The following is a 12,312-nucleotide window of genomic DNA, read 5'->3' as shown; positions in this document are numbered from 1 at the left end:
TTAATCGAAGCGGGATTATACCGAAAACCGCTGGTTAAATACTAGTAATTACTGAAATTCATATTTGCTCTGTCACTGCCAGTCGCGACTGTGCACGCCTAGTCAGCTAGCAAGGGGCAGCCATAAGGAGGTGGTATGCAATCTAATCATTCAAACCATCCGCTCATCCACAGCAGGCACGTTGTTGAACGCTTGAATCAGGCGCGTGCCGTATTACATAACAGTGTCAATTTGGGGCCGCAATTGGGTTTTGCTCGCTGGTCAAATTGTGACGATCGCACCTCTTACCTTAAACCTGAACACCATACTCTAAGTGTCTATGTCAGCGGAGGGTATAACACTAAGCGGCTGCAGGGTAAGCAACAGATCGCCGGTGGTGCACCGGGTAAGTTGTGCTTAATGCCAGCAGGTCACGAGTCCCACTGGCAAGTTGATGGAGCGCTGGGGTTTGTTCACCTGTATTTTTCTGACGATGATTTAAGCCGCAGTATTGAACATAATTGGGATAAAAATGCAGCAGATTTAAATTTGCGAGACCTCACTTTTATTGATGACCAAGCGGTAAACAGTTTAATTCAGCAGTGGCTCATTAAGCTGAATTGGCAAGATGATGGCGACCGTTTAGCTTTAGATCAAATTAGTCAGCTATTGCTGGGCCATATCGCTAAACAGTACTTAGATAAAAACCTGCCAAGTTTGGCCATAGGTGGTTTAGCACCATTTCAGCTACAACGCTGTAAAGACTATATTGAAGCGCATTTGGCTGACAACATCAGCTTACACCAATTGGCTCAACTGGTGGACTTGAGTGACTATCATTTTGCTCGAATGTTTAAGCAAAGCAGCGGTTATAGCCCTCATCAGTATTTAAGTATCCGTCGAATAGACTATGCGAAGCAATTGCTAGGCAAACCTACACTGAGTTTGACTGAGATTGCTTATCACGTGGGCTTTTCTTCACAGGCTCACTTTAGCGCGCGTTTTAAGCAATTAACCGGCTTTAGTCCCAAGGCTTACCGTAATAATGAGCGGGTCTAAGCTAAGCTTAAAGGCTTAAATAATCACTGGGAAGTCTTGTTCTGGGTGGCGTAAAATTTGTGCGTCATAATCAAAAACATGGTTGATATTAGCTTGCGTGAGTACTTGCTCTGGCTTGCCATCGGCACATATTTCGCCTTGTTTTAGCAGTATAATTCGTTGGCAATAACGCGAGGCCAAATTTAAGTCGTGAACCACACTTATTACTGTAGCGCCCTGTTGGCTTAATTGAGACGCATGTTCCATTAATACTTGCTGGTGGCTTAAATCAAGCGCACTGGTAGGCTCGTCTAACAACAAGATTTGCTGTTCGATGGGCGTTGTGGCCAGTTGTGCCGTCACGCGAGCATAGTGCACCCGTTGTTTCTCGCCCCCCGACAGTTGGGGGTAGGGCGTATCACGGTAATGCCAAATGTCCATCAAGTCTAGTTGCTGCTTAATCACGTGTTGCTGCTGCTGATAGCTCAAACTGCTGTTGATTAAACCCAGCGCCACCACTTCACTAACACTAAAAGCAAAACTTAGCTCTGAACTTTGTGGTAACACTGCTAAGTGGCGACTCAGCGCTGGTTTGTTCCAGGCTTCACGTGGCTGGCCAAGTATGTCTATTACGCCAGCATGTTGCGTTCTGTCACCACAAATCAGCTTTAATAAGGAGCTTTTCCCCGCACCATTGGCACCCAACAAGGCGGTATGTTGGCCTGCGCTAAAACTGACAGAGAGTTGTTTAAAAAGCCGCTTCACCCCTAGCTGTAGATCAATATTTGTTAGCTGAACACTGTTCATTGAATTTGTCATGTTAATCCTTAGGCTATTCGTTGGCGTTGTTGCAGCAGCAAGAAGATGAAAAACGGCGCGCCAACTAGCGCAGTGACAATGCCTACAGGTAGCTCGGCTGGGCTAATAACCAAACGGGAAATAATGTCAGCTAGCAATAATAAAGCGGCGCCAAGCAGAGCGCTGAAAGGAATCAGCCGCTGGTGATTTGGGCCCATTAGCATGCGAACTAAATGGGGGACCACTAAACCCACAAAGCCAATTAAGCCTGATACGGATACGGCAATACCCACTCCTAGTGCAGTGAAAAAAATAAGCTGACTTTTTAATTGCTGAACTTGAATGCCGAGGTGACCTGCTTCGGCTTCTCCAAGCAATAGTGCATTTAAGGCCTTAGCTTTGCGCATAAATACCACACACAGCACCGCTAAGGTGGCAAAAGCCAAAATGATGTTGCTCCAAGTGGCCCCTGCTAATGAGCCCATTTGCCATAGGCTTAAATCGCGTAGCATTTGGTCATTGGCTAAATAACTTAACAGGCCAATGCCTGCGCCTGACAAAGCGCCAACGGCAATACCTGCGAGTAGCATCATGACTACTGATGTGCCATTGGGGGTCGTGCCTAATCGGTATACCAATATGGTTGTGATGAAGCCACCAAGAAAAGCAAATAAAGGCACCGCAAGTGTATTGATCAGCTCTGGAAGTTGAATGTTCAGCATGCTTAATAACACAATGGCTATCGCAGCACCGGCGGCGCTGCCGCTCGATACACCAATAATGCCTGGGTCGGCTAAGGGGTTACGAAACAAGCCCTGCATTACCGCACCGCACATGGCTAAAATAGCGCCTACGGCAATGCACAATAAAGTACGTGGTAAGCGAATACCGGTGACCACGAGTTGGTAATGCGCTGGCGCATCACTGTGCAGCTCAAAGGGCAATAAAGCCGCTAAAGCGTCGCTTACCGGGATACTCATCGGTCCTTGAGTTACCGACAGCAGCGCGGTAGCAAGCAGCAACAGTAACGCCACTGGCATCAGCCAAACTGAAAATGCTGAACCTGGAGAAGAATTTTGAGAAAACAGAGACATCAATATAACCTACTAAAACACTAACATGAGCTTTACTCAGACTAGAGGTAATCTTTATTGAGTAACAATGGCTTGCAGCCATTGTTACTCGTTAAGGGCATCAAGCTGACAAGAGCTATTGTAAACGCTGGGTCAGTCGCACCGCTTCATCTATGCTTGCCAAGCCTAAGCCACCAATTAGTGCATGTCCATCAATAGCATAGATAGCTTTAGATTTTCCAGCGGGCGTTGCAGCTAATACCGGAAAACTCTTTAATACCCCAGCGATGCCACCTAACTTATCTAAGCTGCGTTGGCTGAAAAGCAATAGTTCAGGCTGTAAGGATAAAATCGCTTCCTCGGATAAAGGCTTGTAGCTATTAATGTGAGGCTTGGCTAAGTTTACTGCGCCGGCGAGCTCAATAATACTATTGGCGGTAGTTTGGTCGCCAGCGGCAAGCATTTTCTTTGCATCATGGCTAATAAAAAACAGGGTCTTAACCGCCTTGGCTGAAGCTGCTTGGTGTTCGAGCTGCGTGAGTTGTTCGGCGAGGTTTACTTGCAATGCTTGGCCTTGTTGCGGGTGCCCCATTAAGTTCGCTAACTGATCTATGCGCTGCTTGAGACTAGCAATGCTAGATTGGCTATTTAACTTGTGTACTGCAATACCTGCTTGCTCTAACTGAGCAATACTACTGTCGGGTCCGATATCCTCACTCCCTATGACGGCGTCAGGATTCAGTGCCAATAGTCCTTCGGCGCTGAGTTGGCGGTGGTAGCCTACTACTGGCAGTGCTGAGCCATTAGGTAATTGGCTGGTGGAGTCTACAGCGACTAGCTGCTGCTGGGCATCTAAAGCAATGATGATTTCGGTAATGTTAGCGCCTGCACTGATCACGCGGCTTAAGGGCTTTGCATCTAATGTGCTACTGAACAACAAAGCGAAGCCGACAATAGCGGATCCGAGCGGCGAGAGTAGGGGCTTATTCATGGTTTTTTTCCATTAAAATTTGGGTTGTTTCAATATTGAGTTGTTGCAATAACTCAAGCATTTTCAATAAATGCTCTACCGGTACCTGGCGTTCACTGGCTAAGCTGACACTGGGTTTTTGCTCCTCGGCAGTGCCCGGCTTGTGAACCTGTTGGTTTAGCGCTACCTCAAATTGTTTAAAGCTCTGATAGCGTTGTTCGCCTAGCCCCCAAATAGGGTTCCCTTGAAATAAGCTCAGTTGGATCTGCGCAGGTTCAGTGGCTAAACGGGTTTGGCCCCGCTCAGAAGGGGGTAAGCTCATATCCATTTGATAGACACGATTGTTGGCCGTTAACAATAAAAATACTAATACAATGAAGATGATATCCAGCAAGGCGGTTAAATCAGGCACCATGCTAAAGCTGCCATGCTGTTCTTCTAAGCGAATCATACCGACGCTTGCTCCAGGCTAGGGGTTAGCGCAGCGCTAGGCTGAAAAGCTGACAGAGTGCGAGCGTCGTCAGCTAAGGTATTTACCCCTTCTAGCATTAAGTTAGCTTGGTTAATCATGGTTTCTAGTTCATGAATAATGCGTTCTTTCCATAGGCTTAAACCATGAGCAAAAGCTAAAGCGGGAACTGTCACCAACAGGCCTGCGGCGGTTGTGTACATGGCGGTGCCTAAGCCTTGCGATAGCATGGCAGGGTTTACCGCCTGTTCACTGCTCGCTAAAGCATCAAACATTTCAATCAGTCCTAACACGGTGCCTAGTAAACCAAGCAAGGGGCTAATCAGGGCCAAAATGTGTAGCGCTTTTATCCCACGAGCTAGCTTTTGTTGTTGCTGACGTAACCACACCGCTGCGATCTCTTCGCGTAGTGATTTAGCTTGGTTTTTATGCACCAGCAGTAAGCAAATCGCTTTTCGAGCCAAGCAGCGAGAGCGAGAAAAGCAGGGGGCGTTCTTTGAGCAAGGTGACTGCTTGTTAGCGAGTAAATGGGTGGCTTGGCTTAACCAGTTTCGCTGATGGTTAGAGATATGCACAACTGCTAGCGTTACGATGCGTTCGACAATAATTGCGCAAGCCAATATGGAGCAAAATACAATTGGCCAGCGTAAATCACCAAGTTGCTCGGCTGTAATAATGTTGCTTACAGCGGAAAGCTGCTCAGAAGATAAAATTTGCATAGGGTTAACTCAGTTTAAATTTAATGGGAATAAGCGCGCGTGAAGCTTGCGCTTGGCCTTCTACGATCAGTGCTTTGAAACGCCATTTTTGCACTGCTTTGAGCGCGGCTTTATCAAGGCTTTTAACCCCTGAGCTGCTCGATATTTGCTGCTTGGTTTGCTGCCCTTTTTGGTCAATCCAAACTTCTACTAATACCGTTCCTTCTAAGCCTCGCTTTTTCGCTAGACGCGGGTAGATGGGAGCAGCAGGGGGCTGAGAAAATCTTGGTTGGCTATTCAGGCGAGGAACTTGCGATAAACCCTGTTCAGATTGAGGTTTGCTATCAAGTTGGCTTACTGATGCGTTTACAGCTTGCTCTTCAGTGATAGGCTGGCGCTTATCATCAGGCTTTGTTGCAGGCTTAATGGGGTCTGGCTGCGCCTTTTCTGTTTGTTGCGTTGGCGTCGATTGAGATTGGGCAAGCTGCGAGTCGCTGTTTGGTTGATCAGTTGGCTTTTCACTGTTCTCTTCCTTCAATGTTTTTGGCGCTTCAGTCAACTTCTCAGAACGAGGCTTAGTGGCTGATTTTGTTTTAACAGCAGCCGTCTCAGGCTTAATTTCTGTGGGCTCAGGGCTAGCCGTTGCCACTGAAGTATTGATTGCCATTACTGCTATACTTGGTGCAGATGCCTGCCCCCCAGAGCTTGGGCTAAATACCTCGTGTTTAGGTTGCTTAGATATAACGTAGCCATGAATAGCGGCTGAAATCAGCACGGCCAAACTAAGCTTCCTCATTCTTCACCCTTACACATTAATGCTAAAAACAGGTCTTAGAATAATCGTAAATTCAAACTTTGTAAATACAAATGATAATGATTTGCATTTGGTGTTTTGGTCGGTTAAGGTAATCTCAAGTTAAGTACTCCAACGCACTGCTGCGTTTAGGTAGATACGAAAAGAGTAACAATGATTGATAGGAGATTTTGATGGTGTTATCGCTGGCCGAGGTAATTGAGCAACACAGTGAACTTAGTGTGGCTCAGCTAGCTCAACAAGCTAAGTGCAGTGAAGCTGAAGTCGTTGCACACTTACCTGAACATTGGGCATGTTGGTTGCCACATGAGCAATTACAGTGGTTAATGTACGATTTACCTAGCTGGGGGCCGATGACGACCATCGTGCAAGTTGCTGGTTCGGTGTTTGAAATAAAAGACAACTTTCCATGTGGAAAGCCCGGCCACGGCTATTACAATCTAATGGATAAGCAAAGCCATCTTCATGGTCACCTTAAACTTGAAAATATCGCCAGTGTTGCTTTAGTGAGCAAGCCCTTGCGTGGGGTAGAAAGCTACTGTTTTCAGTTTTTTGATGATAATGGCGACACCATTTTTAAAATTTATTTAGGGCGGGACCGTAAACGCGTATTGTTGCCGAAACAAGTAGAGCGCTTTGAAATTTTGAAACAGAATATGGCCCTAACGGAATTAGAGAACACATCGTTATGATTGATAAGAAGCAACGTTTAGCATCACGCCTTGGCCCTGAAATTGCCGAATTTATTGCTAGCCAACAAAGCATTTTAATTGCTTCTATTGGGGAAGATGGCTTTCCACATAGTTCTTATTCTCCTTTTGTCAGTTATCAGGGAGCATTTTACATTTTAATCAGTGATATATCTAAGCACGCTGATTACCTGCGTGCTCACGAAAAGGCCGCTGTGATGTTGATCGCTGATGAAGTTGATACTAAACAGATTTATGCGCGAAAGCGGCTAAGTTATGACGTTATCGCCAAGCAAGTTGATAGTGAACCTCGTGAACAAGTATTGGATTTATTAGAGCAACGCCATGGCGAAATAGTGGGAAACTTACGCCAGTTAGCCGACTTTAGTTTATTTGCTTTATCACCCGTGAAAGGTCGCTATGTAAAAGGATTTGGTCAAGCTTTTGATATTCAGGGGCTTGATGATGTAGATTTTGTGCACTTGAAGGAAGGGCATAAAAAACGAGCCTAAGGGCTCAGGGTTTACACCCAATGGGGCTTAGCTGCCCTGGTACGTAAGTACTCTCTCCACACTCAGCGTAAGCTGAAACCTTGGGTCTTATTAGACTGTAGCTGCACTAGATTTAGTGCAGCTTTTTTTATGCTTTTTTTTGAGTCATTGGTTAGTCGTACTCTCTTTGCCTCAATACCGCGTAAGCAGAAAGCTAGGATTTTAGTAGACTGTAGCAGCACTAGATTTGGTGCTGCTTTTTTTTTATGCTTTTTTTGAGTCATTGGTTAGTCGTACTCTCTTTGCATCAATACCGCGTAAGCAGAAAGCTAGGATTTTATTAGACTGTAGCAGCACTAGATTCAGTGCTGCTTTTTTATAGTGTTTATTTAGCCTGAAACTTTAAAACGACTGAGTTGTTGGTTAAGTGATTCAGCCTGCTCTAAAGCTCTTTGGGCGTTGGCTAAAGATTCGGTAGAGTTTTCTAAGTTAATTCTAGTTTTGTCCGCTAGCTCATTTAAGTTACGGTCAATGTCTTCGGTTACATGGCTTTGTTCTTCAGTAGAAGTCGCTGTAGATGCAGATACCTCGCTCACTCTAGAGGTGGATTCAAGGATTTGATTAAGTGCCGTTAAGGTTTGATTCGCTAAGTCTACCGTTCCCTCGGCGACAGTAGATCCTTTGTTGATTGCTTCAACAGCTTGAGTTACTCCACTTTGTAAAGCTTCAATCATTTTCTGAATATCTTCAGTTGATTGTTGGGTTTTACTGGCCAAACTTCTTACTTCGTCGGCCACCACCGCAAAACCACGGCCTTGCTCGCCTGCTCGGGCTGCTTCAATCGCGGCATTTAGCGCCAGTAAATTGGTTTGCTCGGCAATGCCTCGAATAACATCTAGCACTGAAGCAATGCGGTCAGAATCTTGAGATAAACTCTCCACAACATCTGAGGCATTTTGCACGGTATTTGAAAGTAAGGTGATGTGCTCTACGGATTTTTTAGTAACATTTTGCCCTTGTTCAGTTTGGCTATTCACAGTATTTACTTCTTCTGCAGCATGGTTGGCGTTATTAGCCACCTCGCGAATAGCGGCTGCCATTTCGGTCACCGCTGTGGCGATCATTTCGACCGATTGGTTTTGTTCCTTACTGACTTCTGTGGTTTGCTCTGATTTTTGACTGATGTTAATTATCGACTCACTGAGTTCATTAGACAGCTTATTAACATTGTTGATTAGGCCTTCTAGCAACTCGACAAACTGGTTGAAGCTGTTTGCTAACTCGCCTATTTCATCTTGTCGTTGTACTTCTAATCTTTGGGTTAAGTCGCCGTCACCTTGTGAAATATCGTTTATTCGGGTGGTAATACGTGTAATCGAATCAACCAATATTTTAGGGCCGTAATAGGCCAATAAAATAGATAGAATAACGGCTGTAATGGCTACAATACTCAGTGCATTAAGTTGATTATGTACCGTGGCTTTAGACTCTCGTTCAATGTCATTAGCTAATTGCTCAGCGGCTTCAGTCGCTGTGTTGTAAAGATCTCTTACGCTGTCGAAACTACTGAGGCTGAGCCCTTTACTTAATTCGATAGCTTGTTTGGTATTGTTTGCTTTAAGTAGGGTAAACACTTCTGAACTGTGCTTTTCCCACTGACTAAATCGCTGCCCAAAGCTATCGAGACCTTGGGTAGCGCTAGGATAAGCACTCAGCAAATCTTTAAATTTCTGCATCCGCTGCTGGGCTTGTTGGGCATTCTCTTGATAACTGGCCAAAAAGGCTGCTCGCTCTTCAGGTTTTGCTTCAATGGCCTCAAGTTCGGCAACCCTGGCTTGATAGAGGTCGCGATCAGCATTAAGTACCGAAGCTAATGCTGGTAATATGTTTTCTTCTACCGTAGCTAAACTGATAGAAGTACTTTTCCCTACGTTAAATCCGATCAGCGATACTGTTATTAGCAGTAATGCATTTACCGCAAATATCAGTGAATACCTAAATCTTAAACTCTTAACATTCATGTTTATAACCACTCACACATTTCATTATTAATGACATTAAAGTAAATAAAACAAAGCCATACCCTCGTAACTTGACTATAAGTTTAGATTGTTTTTTTTAGTTAGTGGGTTTTGTTAAGAGCTTTTCTTGTGAAAAAACGAATGGCTGAGTGGCTTTAACCCTAAAGAGGTAATCCATTTGGCAGTACTGAAAAATGGGAATGTTCAGCTAGCGTTGGAAACGTTTAAGGGCTAAAACTATGTCTAGAATTAGTGCGCTTTACTGGCTAACAGCTCCTGCAAAGCAAGCGGCAAGTAGGCACGAAGTTTACTGCTTAAACTCAGTTGGTGTTTCTGCCAGAGGATCCCAAGGTAAACGATGGCTAAACCGATAATGGTGAGAGAGATTGGAAACAACCAACTGTCTTGAAATACACTATCGGCTAAGTGGTACAAGTAGGCAAAGCTGCCAAAGGCGGCAAATACCACAAACACTTTACGGGCCAAAATTACCCCACAGAGCATCATTACTAAGTTTGTCACAAAGTAGCCAAGTTTAGCCAGTTCACTGTTTGAATCTTGCATCGTGAGGCCACACCAAAAAGTCAATACGCCAAACAGGTAAAGCCAAAAAGCGTAGTCACCACAGTGGCGGCTGCGAATATCCACCCAAAAAGCAATGAGTATCATAGCCAAGCCAAAATAGAGCGACACCAAGGCCCTAAATAGGTAATCGGGGCGATGCCCCGTTAGCATTGCCGCAATATCCATACTCATATACCAAAGGGTTACGGCGATAGGTAATATCATGAAAGGGTAGCGATAATGCCAGCTAAGGATCAGCCCCACTACTAAGGTGGCTACTTCCATGTAAATCCATTGCCACTGGATATAGCGATGGTAATCCTGATATTGGCTAGATGACGGCCACCAGCCCATAGCCTGTTGTAAGCCATATATCGCTAGCGGTGTTAAACAAATAACAAAGGTGGCGCAAATGCCAGCAGGAATGACAAGCCCTTGATTCTTAAAGCGTTGGCACAGTATTAAGGCTAATACAGCATACCCCAAGCTAATACTAACGATTCCCCAACCACCAAAGCCTTCCCATGCAAGATTCATAAATAGTGTCATTGCGCCAATGGCAATTAAACCGCCGAAATAATACAGCAGATGGGTAAAGTTAAAACGCGGAGTATGGCTGTCTTGCTGCTGGAGAAACAGGTGCAAGCTATCGGCTTGTTGCTCACTAATAATGCCTGCTTGGGCGGCTTGCTTAAGAGCGTGTTGAGATATTCTAGCCATTGATTTACCAATCCTTTTCAACTTGGCTTTAGCTTGCCATTGTCGAGGCGTTAAAACCAAGTGTTTAGTCATAAAAATATCAGTGATGAAAAAATAGAACGGCCAAATTGAAATTGATAAAAGCCACTACACTTAAATAATGGTTAGTGATTAATCTGCAATTGGAGCCTTTATGAAGCGCTACTTATTACAGGTAATGATGACGGGTGTGTGGCTATTGGGGCATTCGGCGTCGGCCGAAGATCTGCTGGTGGGTAAAGTTTGTCCGGTGACTTATCAGCAACAAAACGTGGGTATACTGGTTTTCTCTAAAGCTTGGTACCACAGCGGTCGTCAGCAAGCTTCTTATATTGCCCGCGACAACGCGACAGGCGTTGGCATAGAAATACACCTATTCGCCAATACTGATGGAGAACTAGATTTAGATAATAAAGCACAATGCAGCCAATATCGGATCTTGCAAGTTCGCACCACAAATCGCCGTTTACTCGATGGTGAGCAGCGTTCACAAGTGGATGCTCCGAAGCAGTTACTGGAGCCATTTTATGATGCGGCACCGCTTGAGCATGGTTACGGGGTGCATGATACCCCAGAAGATAATCGAGATAAGCCTTGGCAGGGACGCCCTAAACGTTCATCGACCTTGGCCATTTACGACACGCCATTCGTGTCAGATGCCTTAGGTAAAGAAGGGCAAGATATTCAGGTTGAGTTTGAAACTTGCGTGGTCTGTCAGCGTGATGTGGGTTATGACAGCATTCTGTCTTGCGGGCGTTGGGGTTATGTTCGGGAGTTTTTAGATGAAAATACCGGCTGGGCAGAACCAGAGTTTAATGGAACCGAATGCCTAAATACGCCCACTGAAAGTTATCAAGAAACGGTCAATCTAGCTGAAGACTTCCAGTACAGCTATTGGTTAAATTGGCGCTAAGCACTTAACTGCGGATATTTTCGTTGGTAGCGCGCTAGCATACTTTGATTACCTAATAAGCCACCTTGGTGAATATACAGTGTTGGTGTGCTGTCAGTGTGGGCACCAAGATAGCTCACTAAGCATTGCCAACCAATAGGATCATATAGTAAGTCAAACTCTATCGCCGTTTGCTGATTTAATGCTAGCCAAGTTTGGTAATGCTCTAGGTAGAGTTTGCCAAAGTGAAACTTTTTGGCGCGAGGCAATATTGTAGGGTGTGTGCTGATATCGCTATTTAGCAGACTAAATTGTAAACGTAAATAATCTTCATCGCCTACGCAGGTGCAGCTAAGCACATGAATGCTTGGGTTAAACTTACAAAAATATTCACTGAGGAATAACGCTGTGGTGCCGGTCCCTGCGGGAAGCATTACATTTAAGCGCGCAATACCGTGTTGTAACTGCCATTGTTCTATTTCTTGCGCCAGTAGCACCACACCTTCTCTGGCGTATTCACAGCGTCCGCCTTCTGGAACAAACAATTGCTGCTCGGTTAAACAGGGTTTAACCAACTGCTGCATAAAGTTATCAAGGTTGGCTATTTGTTTACCCAGTAAGTTTCGCACCTCAATAATACGAGCACCTAGCTCGATGGCTGCTTGATAATTACCGCTAGGGTTTTGTCGCAGCCAGCTAGGAATATGATCAACGTAAAACTCACACTGCCAATTCTTCAGCTTTGCTAAGGCCGCGAGTGAATACAATGAATTGGCCTGTGGCGAGCCACTGCTTACTACTTGAGTGACTTGCGGCTGTTCATTTACTAAGAAGTGATAGAACTTGCGTGCTTTATTGCCAGAAAAGCGTTTATCTAGCAGATCGTCTCTTTTTACGAACACGGGGTGTCCCATAAACTGGACTGATTCAATGGGGGAGGGGCTAAACACATTTTCACCATGTTATGGGTTAAAACAGCATTGCAGTCAGTGTACGTAGGCTCGCTTGCGCTTTAAAGTACAAATCGCTGCTGTTTAACAAGTTTTATGGGGCTGAAGCGACAAACGGTCGAGTATCT

The 12,312-nt window shown here is 45.0% G+C and carries 13 protein-coding genes; 4 read left to right on the top strand and 9 right to left on the bottom strand.

Translation table 11 applies throughout. The annotated features are described in order from the left end of the window. Positions 1-135: 135 nt before the first annotated feature. Positions 136-1,038, top strand: a complete 903-nt coding sequence (locus M0C34_RS15875; RefSeq protein WP_248712659.1) for a helix-turn-helix transcriptional regulator — start codon at positions 136-138, stop codon at positions 1,036-1,038. 15 nt (positions 1,039-1,053) lie between these two features. Here the strand turns inward: M0C34_RS15875 and M0C34_RS15870 are convergent, their stop codons facing one another. From M0C34_RS15870 to M0C34_RS15845, 6 genes are all read right to left on the bottom strand, one after another. Beyond that, positions 1,054-1,836 carry a heme ABC transporter ATP-binding protein gene (locus tag M0C34_RS15870; protein ID WP_248712658.1) on the bottom strand — a complete coding sequence of 261 codons (783 nt, stop codon included), beginning with the start codon at positions 1,834-1,836 and terminating at the stop codon, positions 1,054-1,056. 8 nt (positions 1,837-1,844) lie between these two features. Continuing rightward, complete coding sequence (locus M0C34_RS15865; protein ID WP_371923080.1) at positions 1,845-2,909, bottom strand: FecCD family ABC transporter permease; 1,065 nt, start codon at positions 2,907-2,909, stop codon at positions 1,845-1,847. Positions 2,910-3,024: 115 nt separating this feature from the next. Further along, positions 3,025-3,879, bottom strand: a complete 855-nt coding sequence (locus M0C34_RS15860; RefSeq protein ID WP_248712657.1) for a heme/hemin ABC transporter substrate-binding protein — start codon at positions 3,877-3,879, stop codon at positions 3,025-3,027. Further along, positions 3,872-4,309 (bottom strand): ExbD/TolR family protein, encoded by a 438-nt coding sequence (locus M0C34_RS15855; RefSeq protein WP_248712656.1) that lies wholly within the window; start codon positions 4,307-4,309, stop codon positions 3,872-3,874. The genes M0C34_RS15860 and M0C34_RS15855 overlap by 8 nt, the downstream gene beginning before the upstream one ends. Next, the gene (locus M0C34_RS15850) at positions 4,306-5,046 is read right to left on the bottom strand and encodes a MotA/TolQ/ExbB proton channel family protein (protein ID WP_248712655.1); all 741 of its coding nucleotides are present in this window, start codon (positions 5,044-5,046) and stop codon (positions 4,306-4,308) included. Before M0C34_RS15850 ends, M0C34_RS15855 begins: the two co-directional genes overlap by 4 nt. A 4-nt stretch (positions 5,047-5,050) precedes the next feature. After that, entirely contained in the window at positions 5,051-5,821 is a 771-nt protein-coding gene (locus M0C34_RS15845; protein WP_248712654.1) for an energy transducer TonB, read from the bottom strand. 191 nt (positions 5,822-6,012) lie between these two features. On the opposite strand from M0C34_RS15845, the gene hutX reads away from it, so the two are divergent. Both hutX and M0C34_RS15835 read left to right on the top strand, forming a co-directional pair. Further along, complete coding sequence (gene hutX / locus M0C34_RS15840; RefSeq protein ID WP_248712653.1) at positions 6,013-6,531, top strand: heme utilization cystosolic carrier protein HutX; 519 nt, start codon at positions 6,013-6,015, stop codon at positions 6,529-6,531. After that, entirely contained in the window at positions 6,528-7,040 is a 513-nt protein-coding gene (locus M0C34_RS15835) for a pyridoxamine 5'-phosphate oxidase family protein (RefSeq protein WP_248712652.1), read from the top strand. Before hutX ends, M0C34_RS15835 begins: the two co-directional genes overlap by 4 nt. A 368-nt stretch (positions 7,041-7,408) precedes the next feature. Here M0C34_RS15835 and M0C34_RS15830 read toward each other — a convergent pair whose 3' ends face one another. Together M0C34_RS15830 and M0C34_RS15825 are read right to left on the bottom strand one after the other, a co-directional pair. Further along, entirely contained in the window at positions 7,409-9,040 is a 1,632-nt protein-coding gene (locus tag M0C34_RS15830) for a methyl-accepting chemotaxis protein (RefSeq protein ID WP_248712651.1), read from the bottom strand. A 249-nt stretch (positions 9,041-9,289) separates the two neighbouring features. Next, positions 9,290-10,324: a DUF2157 domain-containing protein gene (locus tag M0C34_RS15825; protein ID WP_248712650.1), complete on the bottom strand. Its 1,035-nt coding sequence runs from the start codon at positions 10,322-10,324 to the stop codon at positions 9,290-9,292. A 172-nt stretch (positions 10,325-10,496) separates the two neighbouring features. Here M0C34_RS15825 and M0C34_RS15820 point away from each other — a divergent pair, with 172 nt between their 5' ends. After that, complete coding sequence (locus tag M0C34_RS15820) at positions 10,497-11,255, top strand: hypothetical protein (protein WP_248712649.1); 759 nt, start codon at positions 10,497-10,499, stop codon at positions 11,253-11,255. Here the strand turns inward: M0C34_RS15820 and M0C34_RS15815 are convergent. Beyond that, on the bottom strand, positions 11,252-12,148 hold the full coding sequence (locus tag M0C34_RS15815) for a pyridoxal-phosphate dependent enzyme (RefSeq protein WP_371923137.1): 897 nt from the start codon (positions 12,146-12,148) through the stop codon (positions 11,252-11,254). The genes M0C34_RS15820 and M0C34_RS15815 overlap by 4 nt on opposite strands. Positions 12,149-12,312 lie beyond the last annotated feature (164 nt).

This window comes from Agarivorans sp. TSD2052 (genome assembly GCF_023238625.1).
GTDB lineage: Bacteria > Pseudomonadota > Gammaproteobacteria > Enterobacterales > Celerinatantimonadaceae > Agarivorans.
This window is presented reverse-complemented; position numbering and strand designations above follow the sequence as displayed.

Bases quoted from the DNA above. Each gene is read 5' to 3' on its own strand.
- M0C34_RS15875 (WP_248712659.1), top strand. From the start codon at position 136: ATGCAATCTAATCATTCAAACCATCCGCTCATCCACAGCAGGCACGTT.
- M0C34_RS15870 (WP_248712658.1), bottom strand. From the start codon at position 1,836: ATGACAAATTCAATGAACAGTGTTCAGCTAACAAATATTGATCTACAG.
- M0C34_RS15865 (WP_371923080.1), bottom strand. From the start codon at position 2,909: ATGTCTCTGTTTTCTCAAAATTCTTCTCCAGGTTCAGCATTTTCAGTT.
- M0C34_RS15860 (WP_248712657.1), bottom strand. From the start codon at position 3,879: ATGAATAAGCCCCTACTCTCGCCGCTCGGATCCGCTATTGTCGGCTTC.
- M0C34_RS15855 (WP_248712656.1), bottom strand. From the start codon at position 4,309: ATGATTCGCTTAGAAGAACAGCATGGCAGCTTTAGCATGGTGCCTGAT.
- M0C34_RS15850 (WP_248712655.1), bottom strand. From the start codon at position 5,046: ATGCAAATTTTATCTTCTGAGCAGCTTTCCGCTGTAAGCAACATTATT.
- M0C34_RS15845 (WP_248712654.1), bottom strand. From the start codon at position 5,821: ATGAGGAAGCTTAGTTTGGCCGTGCTGATTTCAGCCGCTATTCATGGC.
- hutX (WP_248712653.1), top strand. From the start codon at position 6,013: ATGGTGTTATCGCTGGCCGAGGTAATTGAGCAACACAGTGAACTTAGT.
- M0C34_RS15835 (WP_248712652.1), top strand. From the start codon at position 6,528: ATGATTGATAAGAAGCAACGTTTAGCATCACGCCTTGGCCCTGAAATT.
- M0C34_RS15830 (WP_248712651.1), bottom strand. From the start codon at position 9,040: ATGAATGTTAAGAGTTTAAGATTTAGGTATTCACTGATATTTGCGGTA.
- M0C34_RS15825 (WP_248712650.1), bottom strand. From the start codon at position 10,324: ATGGCTAGAATATCTCAACACGCTCTTAAGCAAGCCGCCCAAGCAGGC.
- M0C34_RS15820 (WP_248712649.1), top strand. From the start codon at position 10,497: ATGAAGCGCTACTTATTACAGGTAATGATGACGGGTGTGTGGCTATTG.
- M0C34_RS15815 (WP_371923137.1), bottom strand. From the start codon at position 12,148: ATGGGACACCCCGTGTTCGTAAAAAGAGACGATCTGCTAGATAAACGC.